General features: G+C 73.6%; 18 protein-coding genes. 7 read left to right on the top strand and 11 right to left on the bottom strand.

Features of this window, described 5'->3' with window-relative positions:
- Positions 1-150: 150 nt before the first annotated feature.
- Positions 151-1,656, bottom strand: coding sequence for an MFS transporter (locus ACIO6U_RS32990; RefSeq protein ID WP_401724725.1), 1,506 nt, complete (start codon positions 1,654-1,656; stop codon positions 151-153).
- A 174-nt stretch (positions 1,657-1,830) separates the two neighbouring features.
- On the opposite strand from ACIO6U_RS32990, the gene ACIO6U_RS32985 reads away from it, so the two are divergent.
- Positions 1,831-2,805: an Lrp/AsnC family transcriptional regulator gene (locus ACIO6U_RS32985; RefSeq protein WP_401724830.1), complete on the top strand. Its 975-nt coding sequence runs from the start codon at positions 1,831-1,833 to the stop codon at positions 2,803-2,805.
- Between the two features lie 40 nt (positions 2,806-2,845).
- Here ACIO6U_RS32985 and ACIO6U_RS32980 read toward each other — a convergent pair whose 3' ends face one another.
- Both ACIO6U_RS32980 and ACIO6U_RS32975 read right to left on the bottom strand, forming a co-directional pair.
- Positions 2,846-5,002: a tetratricopeptide repeat protein gene (locus ACIO6U_RS32980; protein ID WP_401724722.1), complete on the bottom strand. Its 2,157-nt coding sequence runs from the start codon at positions 5,000-5,002 to the stop codon at positions 2,846-2,848.
- 390 nt (positions 5,003-5,392) lie between these two features.
- Entirely contained in the window at positions 5,393-6,571 is a 1,179-nt protein-coding gene (locus ACIO6U_RS32975) for an acyl-CoA dehydrogenase family protein (protein WP_401724719.1), read from the bottom strand.
- 292 nt (positions 6,572-6,863) lie between these two features.
- Here ACIO6U_RS32975 and ACIO6U_RS32970 point away from each other — a divergent pair, with 292 nt between their 5' ends.
- The 4 genes from ACIO6U_RS32970 (at position 6,864) to ACIO6U_RS32955 (ending at position 10,678) form a co-directional block, all read left to right on the top strand.
- Positions 6,864-8,339 (top strand): LCP family protein, encoded by a 1,476-nt coding sequence (locus ACIO6U_RS32970; RefSeq protein ID WP_401724716.1) that lies wholly within the window; start codon positions 6,864-6,866, stop codon positions 8,337-8,339.
- A gap of 197 nt (positions 8,340-8,536) precedes the next feature.
- Entirely contained in the window at positions 8,537-9,529 is a 993-nt protein-coding gene (gene dhaK / locus ACIO6U_RS32965; protein ID WP_391050147.1) for a dihydroxyacetone kinase subunit DhaK, read from the top strand.
- Positions 9,530-9,602: 73 nt separating this feature from the next.
- On the top strand, positions 9,603-10,277 hold the full coding sequence (gene dhaL, locus ACIO6U_RS32960) for a dihydroxyacetone kinase subunit DhaL (protein ID WP_401724712.1): 675 nt from the start codon (positions 9,603-9,605) through the stop codon (positions 10,275-10,277).
- Positions 10,274-10,678 carry a PTS fructose transporter subunit IIA gene (locus ACIO6U_RS32955; protein ID WP_355343933.1) on the top strand — a complete coding sequence of 135 codons (405 nt, stop codon included), beginning with the start codon at positions 10,274-10,276 and terminating at the stop codon, positions 10,676-10,678. Before dhaL ends, ACIO6U_RS32955 begins: the two co-directional genes overlap by 4 nt.
- Before the next feature lie 76 nt (positions 10,679-10,754).
- Here ACIO6U_RS32955 and ACIO6U_RS32950 read toward each other — a convergent pair whose 3' ends face one another.
- From ACIO6U_RS32950 to ACIO6U_RS32930, 5 genes are all read right to left on the bottom strand, one after another.
- The gene (locus tag ACIO6U_RS32950; protein ID WP_355343930.1) at positions 10,755-11,012 is read right to left on the bottom strand and encodes a hypothetical protein; all 258 of its coding nucleotides are present in this window, start codon (positions 11,010-11,012) and stop codon (positions 10,755-10,757) included.
- Positions 11,013-11,253: 241 nt separating this feature from the next.
- Positions 11,254-12,327, bottom strand: coding sequence for a hypothetical protein (locus ACIO6U_RS32945; RefSeq protein WP_401724708.1), 1,074 nt, complete (start codon positions 12,325-12,327; stop codon positions 11,254-11,256).
- A 185-nt stretch (positions 12,328-12,512) separates the two neighbouring features.
- Complete coding sequence (locus ACIO6U_RS32940) at positions 12,513-14,168, bottom strand: MFS transporter (protein WP_401724705.1); 1,656 nt, start codon at positions 14,166-14,168, stop codon at positions 12,513-12,515.
- A 343-nt stretch (positions 14,169-14,511) separates the two neighbouring features.
- Entirely contained in the window at positions 14,512-17,289 is a 2,778-nt protein-coding gene (locus ACIO6U_RS32935; RefSeq protein WP_401724702.1) for an AfsR/SARP family transcriptional regulator, read from the bottom strand.
- 384 nt (positions 17,290-17,673) lie between these two features.
- Complete coding sequence (locus tag ACIO6U_RS32930; RefSeq protein ID WP_401724699.1) at positions 17,674-18,183, bottom strand: NUDIX hydrolase; 510 nt, start codon at positions 18,181-18,183, stop codon at positions 17,674-17,676.
- A 188-nt stretch (positions 18,184-18,371) separates the two neighbouring features.
- Here ACIO6U_RS32930 and ACIO6U_RS32925 point away from each other — a divergent pair, with 188 nt between their 5' ends.
- Entirely contained in the window at positions 18,372-19,514 is a 1,143-nt protein-coding gene (locus ACIO6U_RS32925) for an O-antigen ligase family protein (protein ID WP_391164139.1), read from the top strand.
- A gap of 76 nt (positions 19,515-19,590) precedes the next feature.
- On the opposite strand, the gene ACIO6U_RS32920 is transcribed toward ACIO6U_RS32925, so the two are convergent.
- Positions 19,591-20,142, bottom strand: a complete 552-nt coding sequence (locus ACIO6U_RS32920) for a hypothetical protein (RefSeq protein WP_355343913.1) — start codon at positions 20,140-20,142, stop codon at positions 19,591-19,593.
- 46 nt (positions 20,143-20,188) lie between these two features.
- Positions 20,189-20,950, bottom strand: coding sequence for a glutamate racemase (locus ACIO6U_RS32915; protein ID WP_401724695.1), 762 nt, complete (start codon positions 20,948-20,950; stop codon positions 20,189-20,191).
- Positions 20,951-21,297: 347 nt separating this feature from the next.
- Between ACIO6U_RS32915 and ACIO6U_RS32910 the strand changes: the two genes are divergently transcribed.
- Positions 21,298-22,455, top strand: coding sequence for a glycosyltransferase (locus ACIO6U_RS32910; protein ID WP_401724827.1), 1,158 nt, complete (start codon positions 21,298-21,300; stop codon positions 22,453-22,455).
- 69 nt (positions 22,456-22,524) lie between these two features.
- Here the strand turns inward: ACIO6U_RS32910 and ACIO6U_RS32905 are convergent, their stop codons facing one another.
- On the bottom strand, positions 22,525-23,853 hold the full coding sequence (locus ACIO6U_RS32905; RefSeq protein WP_401724692.1) for a TerD family protein: 1,329 nt from the start codon (positions 23,851-23,853) through the stop codon (positions 22,525-22,527).
- Positions 23,854-23,974 lie beyond the last annotated feature (121 nt).

Below are 23,974 nucleotides of genomic sequence, written 5' to 3'. Positions count from 1 at the left end.
GGGAAGAGATTTTCTGACGTGGTGTCAGATTTCTGCGACCCCGCGCCCGTCACGCGGGGCCGCGACGCCCGAGCGCGCCACACGTCGGCGGCGCTCCCGGCCGCCGCCCCGTCACATCAGCGGCGCTCCCGGCCGCCGCCCCCCGTCACATCAGCGGCTGTCGCCGCCCTCGTCGCCCCGCCGCACCGTCATCACCGCCGCGGCGACCGCGGTCGCCGCCAGGATCGCGGCGGCGGTACCGAGGGCTGCCTGCGCGGCGGCGCGCGGTGTGCCGTCCCCCGCGAGGTAGACGCCGCCGATCACGGCGACGCCGATGGTGCCGCCGAGTTGCTGGACGGCGTTGAGCAGCCCGGCGGCCGAGCCGGTCTCCTGCCGGCCGACGCCGCTCAGCGCGGTGGTGAAGAACGGCGGGGTGAACAGCCCGGTGCCCAGGCCCGCGACGGCGAGCGCGAACAGCAGCGCCGTCGGGTACGCGTCGGGCGCGGCGGACCGGTAGGCGAGGACCGCGCCGCCGATCCCGACGCCGAGGAAGGCGATCCCGGCGTGCATGACGCGGGTCCCGTAGCGCGGGACCAGACGGCCGCCCGCGGCCACCGAACCCGCGGACAGCCCGAGCGACCAGGGCAGCATGGTCAGTCCCGCGGTGAGCGGGCCGCGGCGCAGGCCCAGTTCGAGATGGAGGACCACGGTGATCACGACGCCGTTCATGACGGCGAAGAACAGCGTGGAGGTGGCGAGCGCGGCGGGGAAGGCACGGCCGCGCAGCAGGGCCGGTTCGATCAGCGGCGCCCCGCCGCCGCGCGCGGTGCGCCGCTGGTGGACGACGAACAGCGCCAGTACGGCGGCGCCGACGGCCGCCACCGCCCATCCGGCCGCTCCGGGCGAGCCGGTGGCCAGCGGGCACACCACCAGCGCGGTGCCCGCCATGGCCAGCGCCGTCCCCGCCGGGTCGAGGCGCGGCCGGACCGGGGCACGGTCCTCGCGCAGCCGTCGCGCGACGGCCAGCACGACGACCGCGAGCGGGACGTTGACCATGAAGCAGGCGCGCCAGGACGAGCCGAACAGGTCGGCGTGCGTCAGGACCCCGCCGAGCACCGGGCCGAGGACCGCGGACAGACCCATCACCGGGCCGATCGTGCCCAGCGCCTTGGCCAGTTCGTCGCCGTCGAACATCGCGCGGATCAGGCCGAAGGTCTGCGGGATGATCAGCGCCGCCGCCGCGCCTTGCAGCGCCCGCAGTCCGATCAGCGTCTCGGGTGTCGGCGCGAGCGCGCACGCCAGCGACGTGACGGCGAAGGCCGTCACCCCGATCCGGAAGACCCGGCGGCGGCCCGCGATGTCGCCGAGCCGGGCGCCGGTCAGCAGCCCGAGCGCGAACGCGAGGGTGTAGGCGGCGCTGAACCACGGGATGGCCGCCGCCGCGCCGCCGAGGTCGGTGTGGATGACCGGGCCCGCGACCTGCACGATCGTGGCGTCCAGCAGATTCATCGCCTCCGCGACCAGCACGGCGGCCAGCGCGATCCACCGCCAGGGGTACGCGGACGGCGGTACGGAACCGGCCGCCGGTCCCTCACCTGTGCCGGGACCCCCGGTCACGGCGGGCGCGCCGTGCGGGTCGTACGTGTCATGCGTCTCGTGTCCTGTGCTGCGGGACATGCCTCTCCCCTGCGGGTCCGGGTGCGCGGTCCGTCGTCCGTGCGCGTGGTCCGTCTCGCGACGCCCCGGCCCCGTGACCGACGACCACCACCGTCCCGCCCGTACGGCACCCGCTTCCATTTCCGTGGCAGAATTCGATGATTACTTCCATCGAGGTCGGCTGATATGGCGAATGTGCTCGCACTCGACGATCTGGACCGTGGCCTGATCCACGCCCTGCAAGTGGACGGCCGGGCGCCGTTCACGCTCGTCGCGGACGTCCTCGGCTGCTCCACCCAGACCGTCGTACGCCGCTACCGACGCCTGTACGCGCACGCGGGCCTCCGGGTGGTCGCGCTGCCCGCGCCGCGCAGCGCCGGTATCCACCAGTGGTTCGTACGGCTGACCGCCGCCACGCGCGCCGCGCACGACATCGCGGTCGCCCTCGCGCGGCGCCCCGACACCTCGTGGGTACGGCTGACCTCGGGCGGCACCGAGATCGTCGCGATCATCCACACCCAGCCCGCGGGCCCCGACGCGCACGCGCTGCTGCTGCGCGACATCCCCCGTACCGCCGGGATCACCGCGGTGTCCGCGCACTACCTCCTGCACACCTACGTCGGCGGACCGACCGCCTGGCACGGACGGGTCGGTGTCCTGGACGCCGCACAGCGGGCGCGGCTGCGCGCCGAGAGCGCCGCCGAGGAGCCGGACGCCTCGCCGTATCTCCTCACCGGCTCCGACCGCCTCCTGCTGGACGCGCTGCGCGACGACGCCCGGATCAGCTACGCGGAACTCGCCGCCGCGACCGGCTCCACGGCCGCCACCGTCGCCCGCACACTCGCCGAACTGCGCACGCGTGGCGCGCTCTTCCTCGACGTGGACATCGAACCGGCGGTGCTGGGCGTGACCGTGTCGGCGCTGCTGTGGATGCAGGTGAAGCCCGCGCATCTGGACGCGGTCGCCACGGAGTTGGCGGGGCACCGGGAACTGGCGATGGTCGCGGCGACGACCGGGCCGACGAATCTGGTCGCGCAGGCGCTGTGCGGGGACGCGGAGGAACTGCACCGCTATCTGACCCGCGAGGTCGCGCTCGACCCGATCGCGCGGATCGAGACGGCGCCGGTCCTGCGCACCTACAAGGCCGCCGCGACCCTCCGGATCGGCTGAGGACGGGGCCGAGGGGCCGGGACCGGATCGGACCCGCCGCTCACAACCGCTCGGGCGCGCCCTGCTGTTGGGCGGAGACACGGCGGTACAGGGCCTGCGCCTCGGCGGTCCTGCCGAGCTGTTCCAGGCAGTGCGCCTCGTCGTTGCGACTGGTGAGGGTGTCGGAGTGGTCGGCGCCCAGCACGCGCTCGCGCGCCTCGGCGACCTCGTGGTAGACCGCGAGCGCGGTCGACCAGCGGCCCAGCCAGCCCAGCCCCACCGCTATCTCCCGCTTGCTGACGAGGGTGTCGGGGTGCTCCGCGCCCAGCACCCGCTCGCGCACCGCCGCCACGTCGCGCGCCTCGGCCAGCGCCCGGTCCCAGTGGCCGAGCCGTCCCAGATTGACCCCGAGCGCGTGCCGGGCCCGCAGCGTCTCGGCGTCGGTGGAGCCCCCGGTCCTGGTCCTGGCCTCGACCAACTCCTCGTACAGCGCGAGGGCGTCGCCGCTGCGGCCGAGCCGTCCAAGGCAGATGCCGGTCTCGTAGCGCGCGGCCAGCGTGTCGGAGTGGTCGGCGCCCAGCACCCGGGCGCGCGCGGCGGCCACGTCGCGGTAGGTGGCCAGCGCCTCGGCCCAGCGGCCCGCGCGGCCCTGCGCGTAGCCGACCTCGAAGCGGGTCACCAGTGTCTCGGGGTGATCGGCGCCCAGCACCCGCGCGCGGGCGTCGGCGACCTCGACGGCCATCGCGTACGACTCGTCCGTCCGGCCGAGACGGCCCAGGTTGAAGGCCAGATTGTGCTTGCAGTGCAGGGTGTCGGGGTGGTCCGCGCCGACCGTGCGCTCGCGCGCCGCCAGCACGGCCGAGTAGATCTGGTGGGCCTCCAGGTAACGGCCGAGGCTGCCCAGCGCGTACGCGGCCTCGTGCCGGGCCACCAGCGTGTCCGGGTGGTCCGGGCCGAGGACCCGGCGGCGTACGTCCGAGATGTACTCGTACAGCCGCAGCGACTCCTCGGTGCGGCCGAGCCTGCCCAGGCAGAAGGCGGCCTCGTGGCGGCTGGCCAGGGTGTCGGGGTGCTCGGTGCCGAGCGCGCGGTCGCGGGCGGCGGCGACGGAGGTGTGCAGGTCGTACGCCTGCCGCCAGTTGCCGACCCGGCCGAGGTCGATGCCCTCGGTGTGCCGGGCGGCGAGCGCGGCCAGGGTGTCGGGGCCCGCGGCGGCGACGACCACGCGGGTGGACCAGGCGCCGGTGAGTTCGTGGTGCGGCGCGTCGGGGATGCGGTGCGCGCGGGTGGAGCGCGCGGCGGAGCCGGTGGTCAGTCCGCTGGCCCAGGACGGCAGCGCCGAGGGACGCTCGGCGGCGGCCGCGCCCGCCGCCGCCCGCATGGCCTTGAGCCGGCCGCCGACGTCCGCGGCGTCCTGCGGGCGGTCCTCCGGGTCCTTGGCGAGCAGGTCGAGGATCAACCGGTCCAGTTCGGCGGGGAGTTCCGGCCGCGTCATCCGTGGCGGGTCGGGCGCGGTGTCGCGGTGGCCGACCAGGATCGACCAGGCGTCCTCCAGGTCGAACGGCGGCCGTCCGGTGGCCAGTTCGTACAGCACGCAGCCCAACGAGTAGAGGTCGCTGCGCTGGTCGACCTCGGAGACCGCGCCGATCTGCTCGGGCGACATGTAGTGCGGGGTGCCCATCGCCATGCCGGTGCCGGTGAGCCGGGAGGTGAAGCCGATGTCGTGGCCGAGCCGGGCGATGCCGAAGTCGCAGATCTTCACCGCGCCGTCGCTGAGCCGCATGATGTTGGCCGGTTTCAGGTCGCGGTGCACGATGCCCTGGGTGTGCGTGTACGCGAGGGCGTCCGCGACCTGTTCCGCGATGTCGGTGATGTCGGGGACCGGCAGCGGATGGCGCCGCGCGTCGTCCAGCACCTGGAGCAGATTGCGGCCGTCGAGCAGTTCCATCACCAGGTAGAGGACGCCGTCGTGTTCGCCGAAGTCGTGCACGACGGTGACCCCGCGGTGCTGGAGGGACGCCGCGACGCGCGCCTCGCGGCGGAAGCGCTCCTGGAGGACGCGGGTGAATCCCGCGTCGCCCGCGTGGCCGACCGGTTTCAGGCACTTCACCGCGACCCGGCGGCCCAGCGACTCGTCCAGCGCACGCCAGACCTCGCCCATGCCGCCGCGGCCGATCAGTTCGTGCAGCCGGTACCGCCCCTGGATGAGGGTCCCCAATCCCTCGGGGCCGTTCCCCTGCCCGCGTCCCGGTCCGTGTCCCTGCTCGCGCCCCTGCTGGTAGGTCTGTTCGCGTCCCTGGCCGTGTCCCTGTGGATGTCCCTGGTCGTGTCCGTCGTGATGTCCAGCCGCCATCGCGTGCCGCCGCCCCCGTGGTCCTCGGTGCTTCCCCGGTCCCAGTATGGCCGCGACCGCCGACAAGCGGCACAGCGCATCAGGGCAAAACGGCCGCGGACTCGCGAAGCCGCGGCCCGCCGGGCGGGTGACGGGTGACGGGCGCCGGGCCCCGCCCGTAGGACCGACGGCCGGGTGACGGCTCCGACCCGCCGGACCGCCACGGGGGACGCGCCCCGACGGGGGCCGAACAGCCGGGCACCCGCCGCACAGGCCCTAGCGGCGGACGCGCGGCATGCCCAGTCCGATCCAGGAGATGATCTCGCGCTGGATCTCGTTGTTGCCGCCGCCGAAGGTGAAGATGACGGCGCTGCGGTAGCCGCGTTCCAGCTCGCCGTGGAGCACGGCGCCCGCCGAGCCCTCCTTCAGCGGTCCGGCCGCCGCGGTCACCTCCATCAGCCAGGCGTACGCGTCCCGCCGGGCCTCGCTGCCGTAGACCTTGACCGCGGAGGCGTCCTGCGGGGTGAGGGTGCCGCGCTGGAGGGCGTCCACCATCTGCCAGTTGAGCAGCTTCATGGCGTCGAGCCGGGTGTGCGCGCGGGCCAGCCGGCCGCGGACCCAGCCGAGGTCGATGACGCGGCGGCCGTCGTCGAGCTTGGTGTCGGCGGCCCAGCGCTGGACGTCGTGCAGGGCGCGGATCGCCATGGTGCCGTGCGCGGCCAGCGTGACCCGCTCGTGGTTGAGCTGGGTGGTGATCAGCCGCCAGCCCTTGTTCTCCTCGCCGACCCTGCGGGCGACGGGCACGCGGACGTCGTCGTAGTAGCTGGCGGTCGTGTCGTGCGAGGCCAGGGTGTTGATCACCGTGCAGGAGTAGCCGGGGTCGGTGGTCGGCACCAGCAGCATGCTGATGCCCTTGTGCGGCGGCGCGTCCGGATCGGTGCGCACCGCGAGCCACACCCAGTCGGCGGTGTCGCCGTTGGTGGTCCAGATCTTCTGGCCGTTGACCACGTACGTGTCGCCGTCGCGCACCGCGCGGGTCTTGAGCGCGGCGAGGTCGGTGCCCGCGTCGGGCTCCGAGTAGCCGATGGCGAAGTCGATCTCGCCCGCGACGATCTTCGGCAGGAAGTACGCCTTCTGCTCATCCGTGCCGAACTGCATGATCGTCGGACCGACGGTGTTGAGTGCCATCAGCGGCAGCGGCACCCCGGCCTGCGCGGCCTCGTCGAAGAAGATGAACTGCGCCATCGGCGTCATCCCGCGTCCGCCGAATTCGGTGGGCCAGCCGATCCCGAGCCAGCGGTCGGCGCCGAGCTCGCGGATCGTCCGCCGGTAGAAGTCCTTGCGTGCGGCGGGGTCGTCGTGCCGGGCGTAGGCGTTGTCCGGTACGAGACCGGCGAAGTAGTCGCGCAACTCGGCGCGCAGCCGCCGCTGTTCGGGCGTGTATTCCAGGTCCACGGCCCCTCCTGAACTCTTCGGGACTCCCGTCGGGACGCACCGGCGGTGCCGGCCGCTGCCCCGATACCGGCGCACACAGTAGAACGCGTTCCAGAAATTCGGAAGGGCCGTGCGAGGGGCGGCGACGGCCGATAGCCCGGCGCGGGAACGGGGGCGGCCGGGTGCCGCGACGGTCCACGACACCCCGCCCGCGGGCAGCCGGGATTCGCCGCCGCCGTGGGTGATACTGCAATTTCGCTGGTGGGCGCCGTGTCCACCGGTCCGTGGACGGACGCGAGGGACGCACACACGTATGGCCGACGGGCAGGACGACCCCCACGAGGACGACCGGACCGGGCCGCCGGGGGCCGGCGGGGAACCGGTGGCCGAAGACGGGGAATCCCCCGAGGAGGACACGCCGTCCGTGCCGGGCGCCACAGCCCTCGGCGTCCGGCGGTACCGAGGGCGGCGGACGATGCGGGTGACCGCGCTCGCCGTCTCCGTCCTGGTCCTGCTGACCGCCGCGACCGGCGCCTTCCTCTACCTCCGCCTGGACGGCAACATCCGCGATCTGCCCCTGTTCGGCGGGGTCGGCGGCGACGCGGGCACCGAGCGGGCCGACGCCTTCGGCAGGACCCCGATCAATGTGCTGGTGATCGGCTCCGACACCCGCGCGGACCCGGAGGACTGCCGGCTCGGCGGCGACTGCGGCCCGGGGCAGAACGCGGACGTGGGCATGGTGCTGCACATCTCCGCCGACCGCTCGCACGCCTCGGTGCTCAGCATCCCCCGCGACACGGTCACCGACCTGCCCGCCTGCCGCGACCCGCACGGCGGTGTCACCGAGCCCCGGCACGCCCAGATCAACTCCACGCTGCGCTACGGGCCCGGCTGTACGGTCGCGGCCGTGCACGCGCTCACGCGGATCCCCATCGACCACTTCGTGATGGCCGACTTCGCGGGCGTGGTCCGGATGTCCGACGCGGTCGGCGGCGTCCCGGTCTGCGTGGACCGCAATGTGTACGACTCCTACTCGCACCTGAAGCTGGCCAAGGGCAGGCACGAACTCCAGGGCACGGCCGCGCTCCAGTTCCTGCGCTCGCGCCACGCGTTCGGCGACGGCAGCGACCTCGGCCGTACGGACGCGCAGCATCTCTTCCTCGGCGCGCTCGCCCACCGGCTGCGCGAGAACAGCACGTTCACCGACCCGGCCTCGCTGCTGGACCTCGCGGACGCGGCCACACGGGCGCTGACCGTGGACACCCGGCTCGGGAGCGTCTCCCGGCTGGTCGACCTGATCGACGACCTGCGCAAGGTGCCGTCGGCGCGGATCGCGTTCGTCACCATGCCCAACATGCCCGATCCGGAGGATCCCGACCGCGTGGTCGTCTCGCACTCCGGCCGCCGCCTGTTCGCCGCCATCGCGGCCGACCTCCCGCTGACCGTCACGGACTCCCGGGCGATCGACGGCAAGCCCGACGATCCGACGGACGCCACGGGCCCCACGGGCCCCACGGACTCCGCGGATTCCACGGCGGGGGTCACGGGTGGTGACGACGGCGACCCGTCAGGGGACGCGACGCGGGACCCCTACGGCGGCGAGGCGGCCACCGCCACCCCGCGCCCGACTCCGGCCCCGCCCCTGACCCACGCCTTCGGCCGTACCGCCGGCGGAAAGGCCGCCTGCGCGCGGGTCGCCACCGGACCCGCGGTCACCGTGCGTGGCGAGACACTGACCCCGAGCGCCGCCTTCCGCGCCACCCCCTGGATCCCGGTCTCCGCGCCCTGACGGTCCCGCTCACCTGAGCACGCGGGTGCGGAACGCGCTGTGCGGCGCGTATGCGGCGATACTGGGGGGAGACGCGACAGCCCGGCCGGAGCATGCCGTGGGCCGACCGGGCAAGGCGGTCCCCGAACCGCGTCCGGCCCCTTGACCTGGACGAGGGCCCCCGGGCGCCGCACTGCCGACCTTCTCAGGAGGTACTGATGAAGATGCTGATCAACGTCGCCGAGACCGTGGTCGCCGACGCGCTGCGCGGGATGGCGGCGGCGCATCCGGAGCTGACCGTCGACGTCGAGCGGCGGGTGATCGTGCGGCGGGGGGCGCCGTACGAGGGGAAGGTCGGTCTGGTGTCCGGCGGTGGTTCCGGGCACGAGCCGCTGCACGGCGGATTCGTCGGACGCGGGATGCTGGACGCCGCCTGTCCCGGCGAGGTCTTCACCTCGCCCGTGCCGGACCAGATGGTACGGGCCGCCGCCGCGGTCGACAGCGGGGCCGGGGTGCTGTTCATCGTGAAGAACTACACCGGTGACGTGCTCAACTTCGACATGGCCGCCGAGCTGGCGGAGGACGAGGGCGTGCAGGTCGCCAAGGTCCTGGTCAACGACGACGTGGCGGTGGTCGACAGCCTCTTCACGGCGGGACGGCGCGGTACCGGTGCGACGCTCTTCGTGGAGAAGCTGGCGGGCGCCGCGGCCGACGCGGGAGCGCCGCTCGACCGGGTGGCGGCCGTGGCCCGCCGGGTCAACGAGTCCTCGCGCAGCTTCGGCGTGGCGCTCAGCGCCGTGACCACGCCCGCCAAGGGCGCCCCGACCTTCGACCTGCCCAGCGGCGAGCTGGAGCTGGGCATCGGCATCCACGGCGAGCCGGGGCGCGAGCGCCGGGCCATGATGACGTCCGGCGAGATCGCCGATGTGGCGGTCGACGCGGTCGTGGAGGACCTACAGCCGGACGGACCGGTGATCGTGCTGGTCAACGGGATGGGCGCGACGCCGCTGCTGGAGCTGTACGGCTTCAACGCCGAGGTGCACCGGGCCCTGACCGAACGCAAGGTTCCGGTCGCGCGCACACTGGTCGGTAACTATGTGACCTCGCTCGACATGGCGGGCTGCTCGGTGTCGATCTGCCAGGTCGACGAGGAGCTGCTGGGGCTGTGGGACGCGCCGGTCTCGACGCCCGCGCTGCGCTGGGGCTGCTGAGCACCCGCTCTCCCGCGCCGTACCGACCGCTCCCGGCCACCGGCCGCCACCGCCGAAAGGACCGTACAACCGTATGAATGCCCTCCCCTCCCCCGGATCCGCCGGCTCCACCGTCGACGCGGACTTCGTGCGGCGCTGGCTGGACACGGCCACCGCCTCCGTCGACCGCGAGTCCGAGCGGCTGACCGAACTCGACTCGCCCATCGGCGACGCCGACCACGGCAGCAATATGCGGCGCGGTTTCATCGCGGCGCGCGACGCCGTCGAGCAGGAACCGCCCGGCACGCCCGGCGGCGTGTTGGTGCTGGTGGGCCGGACGCTGATCAGCACGGTCGGCGGGGCGTCGGGGCCGCTGTACGGCACGCTGCTGCGCAAGGCGGGCAAGGAGCTGGGCGACGAGGAGGCCGTCGGCGCGGACCGGCTGCGGGACGCGCTGCGCGCGGGGGTGGACGGGGTCGCCCAGCTGGGCGGCGCGTCGGCCGGTGACAAGACGATGCTGGACGCGCTGCTCCCGGCGGTGGACGCGCTGACCGGCGCGCTCGACGCGGGCGGCTCGCTGGCCGAGGGCCTGGCGGCCGCGGCCTCCGCGGCCGACGAGGGCGCGAAGGCCACCATGCCGCTGCGCGCCCGCAAGGGCCGGGCCAGCTACCTCGGCGAGCGCAGCGTCGGCCACCAGGACCCGGGCGCGACCTCGGCGGCCCTCCTGGTCGACGCGCTGGCCGCCACGGCGCGGGACGGTGCCGCGTGACCACCCCGATAGTCGGCATAGTGCTCGTGTCGCACAGCGCCTCCGTCGCGGCCTCCGTCGTCGCGCTCGCCACCGGACTGACCGGCGGCGCGACCGATGTGCCGGTCGTCGCGGCGGGCGGCGGCCCGGACGGCGGGCTCGGCACCAGCTCCGATCTGATCGTCTCGGCCGCCCGTACGGTCGACCAGGGCGCGGGGGTGGCCGTCATCGCGGACCTGGGCAGCGCCGTACTCACCGTCAAGGCGCTGCTCGCGGACGACGAACTGCCCTCCGGCAGCCGGTTGTTGAACGCCCCCTTCCTCGAAGGCGCGGTCGCCGCGGTCGTCACGGCCTCGACCGGCGCGGACCTGGACGCGGTGGCCGCGGCGGCCGAAGACGCGTACACCTACCGCAAGTTGTGATCTGAGGCGCCGGAGAAGACCGCGGGCCCCCGCCGTCCCACACGGGTGACGGCGGGGGCCCGCGGGCTGCTGCGGGTCAGCGTCCGTAGCTGATCAGGGCGCGGACCATGCGGCAGGTGATGTCGGACGGCGGGTGGACGCCGATGCGCTCGGCGGTGTCGTGGATCCGGCGGTTGCTCGCCTGCGCCGGATCGTAGACGCCCGAGTCGAGCAGGGCGATGACCAGGCGCATCGTCTTGAGCCGGCGGTTGTGCGCGATGTACCACTCGCGCGGTCGTCCGGCGGGAAGCGGCTTCTTCGGCAAGGACAGTAGGGGCAGTGCGGCAACGGCCATCGGCATCCTCCTGAGGCGTCGGCCAACCCTCTCGAACACTGTCGATTTTACCGCCAAGCACTGACAAAGGCCGCTGCTCAGACGGGGGTTGGGGGAGGTTCTTCCGACCCGCGCGAGGGCCCTCCGCACGGCACTTCGCGGGCACTTCGCAGGACATTTCGCCGAGGGCCTTCGCGGTCCGCGGGACAGGCCCGTGCGTGCCATGGGGCGAAGGGGCCGTTCGTGATCAGCCGGGCAAGCCCTAGCCGCCAAGCAGCCGTACGGCGTGGTGGGCGGCGGCGAAGCAGCGCGGGTCCTCGTAGGTCGCGTACTCGCGCCGCGCCACCTCGGCGATCTTGATGGCGTGTTCGTCGCGCAGTTCGACCGCGGCCTCGACGATCCGGCGGCGCTCCGCGGGGTCGTGGGCGTCCACGGCCGGTGCGGCGGGGTCGGGTTCACCGCGTCCGGTGAAGATGTTGAGCAGCGTTCCCGACACGTCGCGGACCGCTTCGTAGGAGGGCAGCGCGAGTTGCGGCGGCAGGTGCGGCAGCGTCATCCGGACCGCGGCTGGCGCGGTGACGGCGTGGATGGCGGGCACCGGATTGCCGCCCGGCCGCATCAGGGTGTAGCGCCCGGCGCCGATCGCGGTCAGCTCGGCGAGCGCGGCGTCCACCGACTGTTCGAGCCGCGCGTCGGCGGCGGCGAACAGCTTGGACTTCGGTTGGCGGCCGAGTGTCCTGACCGCGCCCACGGCCTTCGCGCCGCGCGCGAGGGCGCCGTCCGGCGGCTGGTAGAGCGCGGCCCAGAAGGCGAGGCCGTTGGCCAGTTCGTGGAGTTGTACGGTGCTCGGCGCGCCGACGGCGGTGATGCCGCGTACGGCGTGCGCGGTACGGATCACGCCGTGGGTCAGACCGGCGAACATGCCGGGAGTCAGCCGGGGCCACCACTTGACCAAGGTCTCCCGCCAGCCCGCGCCGTCGATCTCGCGCCGGAACAGCGTCGCCCAGTCGGCGAGCCGCCGGGCCTCGCCGAGCGCGGCGCGCCAGGAGTCGGGGTCCGCCGCGTCGATGGGGGCGAAGAGGTCGGGCGGCGCGCCGAGGCCGCGGTGGCCCGCGTACCACTCGACCCAGTCCGGCACCTGGTCGCCGTGGCCGAGGGCGGCCAGCGCCTCGGCTCCCATCGGGGCGTGGAGCGCGAATCCGCGCAGCTGATTGCCGGACCCGAGGAAGAACCCGGCGTGACCGAGCCGTTCCAGGGCCTCGTTGACGGCGGTGTCGTACGTGTCGTCGTGCGTGCTGTCGTACGCGTCGTCTTGGCTGGGGGTGGCGTCGGGCATAGCGGGCACGGTCCCCTCGGGGTTGCGCGGAAGCGGCGGGTCGGGCGCGGGCGGTGCGGTGCGGCGAGTCGCAGTACGGTGCGGCGAGTCGCGGGCGGCGCGGGGCGGCGCCGTGCGGGAAACGGGCCCCGCTCCCCCTCGAACCGGGGAACGGAGCCCGCGCACCGCTGTCGCCCTGTACCGGTTCAGCCCCTGGCGGGGGCCGGGTCGGCGGGCGAGGCGGCGGCCTCCGCGGCGGCGATCTCGTCCGCGCTGAGCGGCAGCCCGTGGGGGTTGGCCGAGGCGCCGTCGATCTTCTTGACGAGCAGGCAGGACAGCGCGCCCAGCGCCATCACCACGACGGACACCAGCAGTGTCGGGTGCATGGCGTCGATGAAGCCGTGCCCGAAGACCGCGGTGCCCGCGTCCTGGATGCGGTGCGCCGCGTCGGCGGGGACGTCCGAGGGGAGCTTCAATCCCGAGGTGTTGCCCGCCACTTCGAGGTGCTTGCCCGCGTTGTCGAAGCTCTTCACGAACCCCTCGCGGTAGTCCGCGGGTACGCTCCCGGCCCGCTGCGCCGCCTGGTCCTTGAGGGAGGAGGCGAGCTGGCCCTGGAGCACCGCGCCGACCACGGCGCCCGCGAGCACGGAACCGACCTGCCGCAGCGCGTTGTTGACGCCGGACGCGGCGCCGGTGAGCTTGGGCGGCACATTGCGCATGACCTCGGTGGCCATCGGGGTGAAGGTGCAGCCCGCGCCCATGCCCATGATGAACAGCGGTGCCACGATGCCGGTCCAGCTCTGGCCGACGTCGGCCACGGACATCACCCACAGCAGGCCGCCGCCGTACAGCACGAGGCCGGTCATCAGGATGTACTTGCCGCCCAGCTTCTCGGAGAGCACACCCGCGGGCCCGGCCATCACGAAGGTGCCGACGGACAGCGGCAGCAGCACGATGCCGGACTTCATGGCGCTGTAGCCGAGGATGGACTGGAGGTAGACGGTGATCGGGAGGAAGAGGCCCACGATGCCGAACGAGATCGCGATGCCGACGAAGTTCATGATCGTGAAGTTGCGGTCCTTGAACAGCGAGAACGGCACCAGGGGCTCGTTGTCCTGCTGGCCGCGCTGGTAGACCAGGAAGACCGCGAAGACCACGGCGGAGGCGGCGATCGACGTCCAGATCCAGCCGTTCCAGTTGTACTTCTGCCCCTCGATCAGCGCGAAGGAGAGCAGGAAGAGCGTCAGCGACAGCAGGACGACGCCGGGAACGTCGAAGCGGTGCTTGACCGTTCGTTCCGCGTTGGGGATGAACAGCAGGGCGCCGGCCACCGCCAGGACGCCGAGCGGGATGTTGACGAAGAAGATCCAGCGCCAGTCGATCTTGGTGACGAGCACACCGCCGACGGCCGGTCCCGCGGCGCCGGACACACCGGCCACGATGCCCCAGATGCCGAGCGCGACACCGCGCTTCTCGTGCGGGAAGATGTCGATGATCAGGGAGAGGGTCTGCGGCAGCAGCATCGCGGCGCCGATGCCCTGGATCGCGCGGAAGGTGATGAGCTGCGACGGGTTCTGCGACAGACCGCAGGCCAGGCTCGCCAGGGTGAACAGCGCGACGCCGTAGACGAAGAGGTTCTTCTTGCCGGTCAGATCGCCCATCCGGCCCGCGGTGATCAGGAGTACGGCGAGCGCCAGGGTGTACGCGTTGGTGATCCACAGGATCTGGTCGAGTGACGCGTTCAGGTGCTCCACCATGTCCGGAATGGCGATGTTGACGATCGTCAGGTCGAGCAGTGTCATGAAGAACCCGATGGACAGCACCGTCAGGATCGCCCACGGGTTGCCCCGCAACTTGTTCACAATTCCTCCTTGCCGTGGGCGTGGCAGGCGCTCACGGTCGCGTGTGTCGTTCGAGGCGGCGACGATCAGCTCTACGGCCCCAAGAGGAGCCCTCCGCGAGCGGATGTGACATCGCCGTCGGGCGGTGAGGCAGGGATCACAGGCGTGACACCGGCGCGGCCACCGGCGGGAATGGCCGAGGTGAACGCGCGGGTGCGGGGGTGTGCTCGCCCGGCGCCCGCGGCGCGGTCAGGGCGGCGAAAAGCCCCCGTGTGAAGGGGAGTTCCCCCACGGAGGCTGTTGTGGGGCAGGACAAGCCCCTGGGAAAACCGTGACAGACGCCTTCTGGTCCGTCAACCGGCCGCTACAGGTGGGTCACCTCGCGCAGCACGGCGACCTCGCGGGGTTCGAGCCCTTCGAGAATGGTCAGGGCGGTGCGGCGGACCTCGGCCGCGGCGGCCGTGTCACCGGCGGCGTGATGGGTGTCACCCAGATAACTGAGCGTCACGACCTCCTCGGCGAGGTCGCCCAACGCCCGGGTGATCTCCAGCGACCGTTCGAAGGCATCGACGGCCTCCGCGTACTGCCCGAGCCCGTGATGGGCGTAGCCCAGATTGTCCCAGGCGACCGCCTGCATCGGCCGGTCGCCGAGCACGCTGTAGAGCGCCAGGCCCTGCTGACACTGCGTCAGGGAGGCGGCGAAGTCGCCGAGTCTGCCCAGCAGCCAGCCCGCCGCGTTACGGGCCCGCGCCTCGCCGTGCTGGTGCGCGACGACGTTGAACAACTCCGCGGCCTGCTGGGCGTATTCGAGCGCTTCCTGGTAGCGGCCCCGGTGTTCGAGCACCGAGCTGAGGCCGAAGTAGGTGTGCGCGAGACCGGTGCTGTCGTCGAGGTCGCGGTAGACCCCGGCGCAGTGTTCGAGGTGGGTGAGGGCGGCCGGGTAGGCGACCAGCCACGAGTAGCTGGTGCCGAGACCCCGGTGCACGCCGGAGCGCCGGGGGCCCCAGGGGTCGGGCGGCGACGCCGGGTTGGGGCCGCGCCGGTCGGAGACGCCCATCAGGATCCAGCCGAGCCGGTCGGAGTGCACGTCGAAGCCGTTGACATCGGCCTGCGTGACGGTGGCCATCAGGACCTGCTCCTCGGCCTCCATCCACTCCGCAGCCCGCCGCGCGTCGGCGAGCGTCTCGGGCACCGCGCCCGGCTCCGGGTCCCCCAGCGTCAGCGGGATCGGCACCGGGCTCAGCAGCCTGGCCGCCGCGTGGGCGGTGTGCAGGTAGTGGTCGAGCACCCGCAGCAGGACCGTACGGCGCTCCGCCTCGCTGTCGTGCGTGGCGGTCAGCTCACCGGCGTACGCGCGGAGCAGGTCGTGGAAGGTGAAGCGGCCCGGCACATGCTCCATCACCAGGTGGGCGCGGGTCAGGTCGTACAGCGCGCGGCGTGCCTCGGCGACGGTCACCCCGGTCAGGCTCGCCGCGGCCGGGACGGTGATGTCGGGTCCCGGGTGGACCGACAGCAGCCGGAACATCCGCCGGGCGGACTCCGACAGGTGCCCGTACGACCAGGAGAAGACCGCACGCAGGTCGGTGGAGGCGTCGCCGATGTCGAGGGTGTCGAGCCGGTGCCGTACGTCGCGCAGCGCGGCGACCAGGTCGGCGAGCGACAGCCGGGGCGAGACGAGGGCGCGGGCGGCGGCGATGCTCAGGGCGAGCGGCAGCCGGGCGCACAGCTCGACCAGTTCGGCGGCGGCCTCGGGTTCCGCGGCGGTGCGCTCGGGGCCGAGGCGGCGGGCCAGCAGGTCCAGCGACTCCACCGCGCTGAGCAGGTCGAGGGTGACGGGGGTGGCGCCCTCGGCGGCGATCAGGCCGGTCAGTTGATTGCGGCTGGTGATCACCACGGCGCAGGAGGTGCTGCCGGGCAGCAGCGGCCGGACCTGGTCGGTGTCGCGCGCGTTGTCCAGGACGATCAGGACCCGGCGGCCCGCCAGCAGGGTGCGGTAGAGCGCGGCACGGGCGTCCAGTTCCTCGGGAACGCTCTCGGCGGGCACCCCGAGCGCGTCGAGGAAGCCGCGGATCGCCTCGACCGGCGCCAACGGACGGGAGCCGGGAGCGAATCCGCGCAGATTGACGTGGAGCTGGCCGTCGGGGAAGCGCTCGGCATTGCGCTGCGCCCAGTGGATGGCCAGCGTCGTCTTGCCGATGCCCGCGGTGCCGTCGATGGCCGAGATGACGGCGGTGCCGCCGAACTGCACGGCGTGGTCGAGGAGTTCGTCGAGGAGCTTGAGCTGTCTGCGGCGGCCGGTGAAGTGCCGTGAGGCAGCGGGGAGTTGGCGGGGCACGCGGGCCGGGGCGGCGACCGGTCCGCCCTCCGTGGCGCGCGGCCTCTCGGGGGCGGCGACCGAGGGATCATTGGCGAGAATCCGCTGGTGCAGCAGGTCGAGCGCGGGCGGTACGTCCAGGCCCATCTCGTCGGCCAGGCGGGTGCGCAGCCCGTGGAAGGCGGCGAGCGCCTCGCTCTGCCTGCCGCCGCGGTGCAGTGCGAGCATGAGCTGGCTGACCGGCTTCTCGCGCAGCGGGTACTCGGCGACGATCGCGGACAGCGAGGCGACCACTTCCGTATGCCGCCCGAGGGCCAACTGGTGGTCGGTACAGGTCTCCTGGACCGCGAGCCGCCGTTCGTTCCAGGCCGCCGCCCTGGCCTCGATCACCCGCCCCGAGAGCCCGGCGAGCGCGGGTCCGTGCCACAACTCCAGCGCCGCGCCCAGCAGTTCCACGCACTCGGCGAGGTCGCCCGCGACGCGCGCCGACTCCGCGGCGGCCACCTGACGGTCGAATTCGGCACTGTCCAGCGCGCCTTCGCTCACCGCCATCCGGTATCCCGCGTCTCCGACGGCCGTGATGTCCCCGGTCCCGCCGGGAGCGGCGACCAGCGCCGAGCGCAGTCGCGACACCGCGTTGCGGATCTGCTTTCCGGCCGTGGCGGGCGGAGTCTCGTCCCAGAGGGCGTCGACGAGGTGGCTGAGCGATACGGTCCTGTTGGCTTCGAGGAGCAGCAGCGCGAGGACTCGCTGTTCCCTGGGCCCGCCGAGGGATATTCGGGTCCGACCGGACCAGGCCTCCAAGGCGCCGAGGACCCGAAACCTCACGCCGTCCCCCTTACCGGGCTCGCCCGGCGTTGTGATCGGAAACTGCATCATAGACCGCGGGCTCCAATGAGGACCAGTTGAGGACGAGTTGAGGCCGCCGTGCCCAATGCTTGAGCCAGGCCCTTCAGTTGAGTAGTCGATGTAGTCGATTGATTAGTCGATCAGTGCGGTGAAGGCAAACAAGCTTGGCGGTCTTCCGCCACCCAACGGGGGTGTGGCGTGAAGATCGGCTCGATGGCATACGCCTCGGGTCCCGGCGGCCGACGGCCGGGACACGCGCGGTGCCTCCCCTGGGCGAGGCCCGGGTTCGGAACCGGCACGGGGCGGCTCCGCACCTGGGCCTCGTTCGTACCCCCGCGCGGGCCGGTGTCCTCGGTGCGGCTGTTACGGGGCCGGGTATCCGGGGTGCGCCGCTCCCGGAGCGGTGGCGGGCGCGAACCACGTGGGGTCGTCGCGCAGCGCCATGTCGATCCGGCCGCGGGCGATCGGGCCGAGCGGCGGCAGTTCGTCCAGCGCGAACCAGCGCACGTCGAGCGATTCCTCGTCGTTCACCCGCGCCTCGCCGCCGACGGCCCGACAGCGCAGCACGATGTCGATGTACTGGGCGCGGTCGCCGTTGTCGTACCTCACCGGCTCGTTGGTGAAGACGCTCAGCACCTTCTCGACGACGGCGTGCACCCCGGTCTCCTCCTCGATCTCCCGGACGGCCGCCTCGGCGGGCTGCTCGCCCGGGTCGGGGATGCCACTGATGAGCGCCCACTTTCCGGTGTCCGTACGGCGGTTGAGCAGGATCCGGCCGCGGTCGTCGAAGACGACGGTCACCACACCCGGCAGGAGCAGCAGGGTGTCCCCCGCCTTCGCGCGGATGTCTCGGATGAATTCGGGAATCGCCATGCCCAGAGCGTACGAGAACGACGGTGAACGCCACACCAGCACCAGGTTTCCCACGTGGTGCCGGGTTCCCGTACGACATATCCACAGGTCGGGGTGTCACCCGTTACGGTGGCGACAGACAGCGCCCACGCGGGGAACGCGGGTGTGACGGTACCCCGTCGCGCCCGGGTGGCAGGGGGTACCGGGGGATGGACACGACGGCCGGCGGGACGCCGGGCGCCACGCGTACGAAGGCCGCCGGAGCGCCGCGCCCGCCGCGGCGCGAACCGCGTCCGTACAGCGGCACCACCGACGCCGTCGGCATCGCCCTCCTCGTCTGCTGCGGCGTCTGGACGCTGATCGCCGCCGCGGGCCGCGCCGCCCGCCCCGAGGGCACCCTGCTCGCCATCCTCGCGGTCAGCGCCGGATACGCGGCCGGCCGCATCCTCGGCGCGCTGCTGCCGGTGCTCGCGCCCGCCGTCGCGGCCGTGGCCGTACTCGCCCTGGTCCTCGTCCCGCCGAGCCGGCTGTCCGCGCACCCCGACGCGCCGCCGCTCGGCTATCCGAACGCCGACGCCGCGCTGCTGGTCCTCGCGGTCGGCGCCGCCTGCTGCGCCGCGTGGGCGGTCCGGGGCAAGGGGTGGCGGCTCGGGCTGCGGCTCGTGGCGGCGGGCGCCGCCGTCACCGCGCTCGCGCTGGGCTCGGCGGCGGGCTTCGCGGCGGGGATCGCCGTCGTCCTGTACTCGCTGGCCGCCGCCCGGATGCGGCGACGGCTGCTCGGCCTGTGCGGACTGGCGCTGGCCGCCGCGCTCGCCGTCGGCGGCAGCTACGCCGTCGCGGTCGACGCCCTGCCGTCCGGTCTGTCCGAGTCGCTGACCGGCCAGCTCACCCAGCCGCGGGTCGAGCTGTGGCACGAGGCGATCGACCTGGCCGAGCGGCACCCGCTGCGCGGGGTCGGGCCCGAGCGGTTCACCGAGGAGAACGCCGGTCCGCCCGCGGACGCCACCACCGCCGTCGCAGCCTCACCGCCGTCCGCGCCGCTCCAGCTCGCCGCCGAGCAGGGCATTCCGGGCGCGGCGCTGCTCGCCGTCGCCTTCGGCTGGCTGCTGTACGCCCTGTGGCGCTCGCCGCGCCCCACCCCCGTCGTCCTCACCGCGGGCGCCGCCCTCACCGGGCTCGCCCTGCTCGCCACCGTCGACCACGTGCTCAGCTACGCCGTGGTCACAGCGGGAGCCGGGTTCCTCGCGGGCATGGCCACGGCCCGCCCTCTGCCGGACGACGGCTGCCCGCCGGTGGCCGGGTCGGCGTCCGGCCTCTTGCTGCCGGACGACGGATTCGGTCCACTGCGCTGACCGGGTGGCGCGGCCTCGGGGCCCGCCCCGGATACGGGTGTGCGGGCCTGGGCGTCTCCGGCCCGCGGGACGCGGGTCAGGCGCCGGAGGTGTGGCGGGCGGTGCGCAGCGTCAGCAGGTCGCGGATGGTGTCCACGGCGCCCTGCGCGTCGTCCACGGTGACCGTGAAGCGGCGACCGCTGCCGAGGTCGATGACCAGGCCCTGGCCACGGCGGACGACGACCGCGGTGCCCTCCTCGGGGCGCCAGCGGTAACCCCAGCCGCCCCAGTTGCGCGGGCTGACCAGGGGCGCGAGCTGGGCGCCGCTGACCTGCTCCAGCGGGATACGGCGGCGCGGCACTCCGATGTGGCCGCAGCGCACGTCGACCGCGTCGTGGTCGACCCGGACCCTGACGTGCGTGAAGGCGACCGTGCCGAACAGCACCAGCAGCCCGACGGCCACGCAGCCCACCACCGACATCACCAGCGGGGCCAGGCCCGAGGCGGCGTCGGGGCCTTCCACGGCCAGCTCGATGCCCAGCGCCATGCAGGCGGCGCCACAGGCGGCGAGCACCCATTGCATGCGGTTACGGGCCCGCCCCGTCCAGACCTGGGGCGCGCCGCTCTCCGGCCGAGGAGGGTGCGTCATGCTGTGAAGGGTACTGGGATACCCACCAGAAGGCAGCCCTATGCACTCAGGCGGTGGCGGGTGTCACCAATGAGGCGCCTTCGGCGTACGCCAGCGCCGCCGCGGGGAGCGGGGCCGACCGGCCGTTGAGGACGACCTCGATCCGGCCGCCGCCGGTCGCCCGGGCGGCGGACCCCGCACGGCGCAGCGCCTGCGCGGCGACGGCGTCCGCCGAGCCGTAGAGCACGGCGCCGGGGACGGCCGCGGCGATCCGGTCGGCGACGAGTTCGTAGTGCGTGCAGCCGAGCACGATGGCCCGCGCTCCGGCGGGGGTCAGCGACGCGGCGGCGGCGACCGCGGCGGCCACGGCCGCGGTGTCGCCGTGCTGCACGGCGTCCGCGAGACCGGGGCAGGGCACCTCGGTGATGTGCGCGCCGTTGCCGAATTCCGCGATCAGTCCGCGCTGGTACGCGCTGCCCGTCGTCGCGGGCGTCGCCCAGATGGCGAGGGAGCCGCCGGCCGCCGCCGCGGGCTTGATCGCGGGCACGGTGCCGACGACCGGCACGGCCGGTTCGAAGGCGGCCCGCAGCGCGGGCAGCGCGTGCACGGTCGCGGTGTTGCAGGCGACGATCAGCGCGTCGGGCCGGTGCGCGACCGCGGCCCGCGCGCACTCCAGCGCCCGCCCGGTCACGTCGTCCGCGCCGCGCGGACCCCACGGCATTCCCTCGGGGTCGGACGACAGCACCAGATCCGCGTCCACCCGCAGCCGCCGTACGGCCGCCGCCGCCGCGAGCAGTCCGATCCCGGAGTCCACCAGTGCGATCTTCACCCCGCCACTCTAGCGACGCCCCCCGCCCCGCTGCCGCGTCACCACCCCCGACCCGCCCACGCCCCGATGCCGATCCCCGCACCGCCGGAGCCGCCGCCGCGCGGCGGTCGGGGGTCAGCCCGATCCGCGTCGGCGAGGGGCGCGCCGGGTGGCAGGGGGCCGCGCCCGGGCGGATGAGGCCATGGCTGCGGCCCGGACCGAGGCCGTCGCCGCCGCAGGCGGTGGGTACCGCAGCCGCCGGGCGGCCGTCGGCGGGCAGGGAGGCGGTCCGATCGGGCTTCGGGGAGGGCGGGGCGCGGCGGGTGGTGGGGGGTGGGTGCGGCAGACTGCGGGGCGTGACGGTGTTGATGGTGATCGCAGGGGTGTCGTTGCTGGCCTGGGTGTGGCTGGTGGTCGGGCAGGGGGGTTTCTGGCGGACCGATGTGCGGCTGCCGCGGCGGGGCGCGCTGGACGAGTGGCCGTCGATCGCGATCGTCGTGCCCGCGCGGGACGAGGCCGAGGTGATCGGGGTGAGCCTGCCGTCGCTGCTGGCCCAGGAGTATCCGGGCCACGCCGAGGTCTTCCTGATCGACGACGGCAGCACCGACGGCACCGGGGACCTGGCCCGCGCGCTGCACGACCGGCACGGAGGTCTGCCGCTGACGGTCTCCTCGCCCGGCGAGCCGCCGCCCGGCTGGACGGGCAAGCTGTGGGCGGTCCGGCACGGCATCACGCTGGCCGCCGAGCGCAGCGGCCCCGACTACCTGCTGCTGACGGACGCCGACATCGCCCACCGGCCGGACAGTCTGCGCGAGTTGACGGCCGCCGCGGTCTCCCGCGACCTCGACATGGTCTCGCTCATGGCACGCCTGCGCGTGGAGACGGGCTGGGAGAAGCTCATCGTCCCGGCCTTCGTGTACTTCTTCGCGCAGCTCTACCCCTTCCGCTGGATCAACAAGGCCCGCTCCCGTACGGCCGCCGCCGCGGGCGGCTGCGTGCTGATCCGCGCGTCGGCCGTGGCCGCCGCCCGCGTGCCCGACTCCATCCGGCAGTCGGTGATCGACGACGTGGCGCTCGCCCGCGCGGTGAAGCGTTCGGGCGGCAGGATCTGGCTCGGGCTCGCCGAACGCGTGGACAGCGTGCGGCCCTACCCGGACCTGGGCGAGCTGTGGCGGATGGTCTCGCGCAGCGCGTACGCGCAACTCCGGCACAATCCGGCGGTGTTGCTCGGCACGGTGCTCGGGCTCGCGCTGATCTATCTGGTGCCGCCGCTCGCGGCGGTCGGCGGCGCGATCGCCGGGGCCTGGCCGCTGTGCGCGCTGGGGCTCGCGGCGTGGGCGGCGATGGCGGCCAGTTACGTACCGATGCTGCGGTACTACGGTCAGCCGTGGTGGCTGGCGCCGACCCTGCCGTACACGGCGGCGCTGTATCTGCTGATGACCGTCGACTCCGCGGTCGAGCACTACCGCGGCCGGGGCGCGGCCTGGAAGGGCCGCACCTACGCGCGGCCCGACGCCTCCGCCTAGGGCGCGTCGGCGCCCAGCCCGTCGGCACGGAGTCCGTCGAGGCCCGCACCAAGTCCCTTCAGCCACGCCTCACTTGCGGCCCGGCGTCCAGTTCAGGCCCCAGCCGTACGCGTAGTCCGTCGTGCGCTGCGGGCTCACGCCGCGCCTGGGCACCAGATAGCGCGCCTCGCGCCGTACGACGAGGTCGTCGCCCTCGCGGACCAGCAGCGCGAGGGCGCAGACGTTGGACTGCACGGTGCACTCGTCGAGGACGAAGTCGACCGGGGCGCCGTACTGCGGCTGGAGCGTGACGGTGGCGTGCAGTCCCGCGAAGCTGCGAGCGCCTTCGTAGATCGTGACGAAGACGAGGATCCGCCGGAAGTGGGCGGTGTGGTCGAGGTTGACGGTCAGATTCTCGCCGGACGCGCTGCCGCCGGTGCGGTCGTCGCCGTCGAGCAGGATGAACGGCGGCTGGTAGAGCGAGCCGAAGGCGTTGCCGAGGGCCTGCACCACACCCTTGCTGCCGTCGGAGAGTTCGAAGAGCGCGCACAGGTCGAGGTCGACGCCGCCGCCCTTGCGGAACCGCCCGCCGCCGCGGGCCGGGTCGACCCGCCAGCTCAGATTGACCCGCAACGCGCCCGTCGCGCCGCCCTGTTTGGTGAGCGAGACCGCCGGCGCGTCCTTGGTGAGCGTGACCTTGGACAGCCGTACCGGCGCGGGTGCCGAAGCCGGAACGGGCGGCGCCATCGGGGCGGGCGGTACGACGGGTACGACAACGGTCGGCTCCGGAGCGACGGCACGCGTCGCCTCGGGCAGAGGCTCGGACATAGGCTCAGGTACGGGATCGGGTTCGGGCTCGGGCACCACCTCCGGCAGCCGCTCCGGCAGTTGATCCGCCCGCAGCCCGTACGCGGCGCCCAGCCCCGCGAGCCCGGAGCCGTACCCCTGCCCGACCGCCCGGAATTTCCAGCCGCCGCCGCGCCGGTAACACTCGCCGAGGACGTACGCCGTCTCCGCCGTGGCCCCCTCGCAGTCGAAGCGCGCGACCTCCGCTCCCCCGTCGGTGACGCGCAGCCGCAGTCCGGGGATCCGGCCGAAGGTGCCGGCGTCGGAGCGGGCGACGATCAGCACGGAGGTGACGGTCGTTTCGACGGACGCGAGGTCAACCGAAAGAGTGTCAGTGACCGTGCCTGCGGCCGGGTCCGGATCCGGCGTTCCACCAGCCGCGTAGCGCACCGCGCCGGAGGGGTGAACGGGTGCGGCGGCGTGCACCAGATCGTCCGCATCGCGGGCCCCGGTGTCCGCCACGAGCAGCGCGCAGACGTCGGCGCGCGGGATGCCCGTACCCGCCCGCCTGGTGAACTCCACCTGGAGGACCGCCGTGGGCAGCGGCATGTTCTCGCCCTTGCGCAGCGTCATCGGATGCCCCCTCGCACGTGCGCCGAGACGCCCGGTAACACCAAGGACGCACGGCTTTTACCTGATCACATCATGAGACGCTGACCGTTTTCCCCGGATTCGCTCATATTGGGGACAGGAC

Source organism: Streptomyces sp. NPDC087422 (assembly GCF_044744145.1).
Classification (GTDB): domain Bacteria; phylum Actinomycetota; class Actinomycetes; order Streptomycetales; family Streptomycetaceae; genus Actinacidiphila.
The sequence above is the reverse complement of the archived record's forward strand: the minus strand, read 5'-3'. Positions and strand labels throughout refer to the sequence as shown.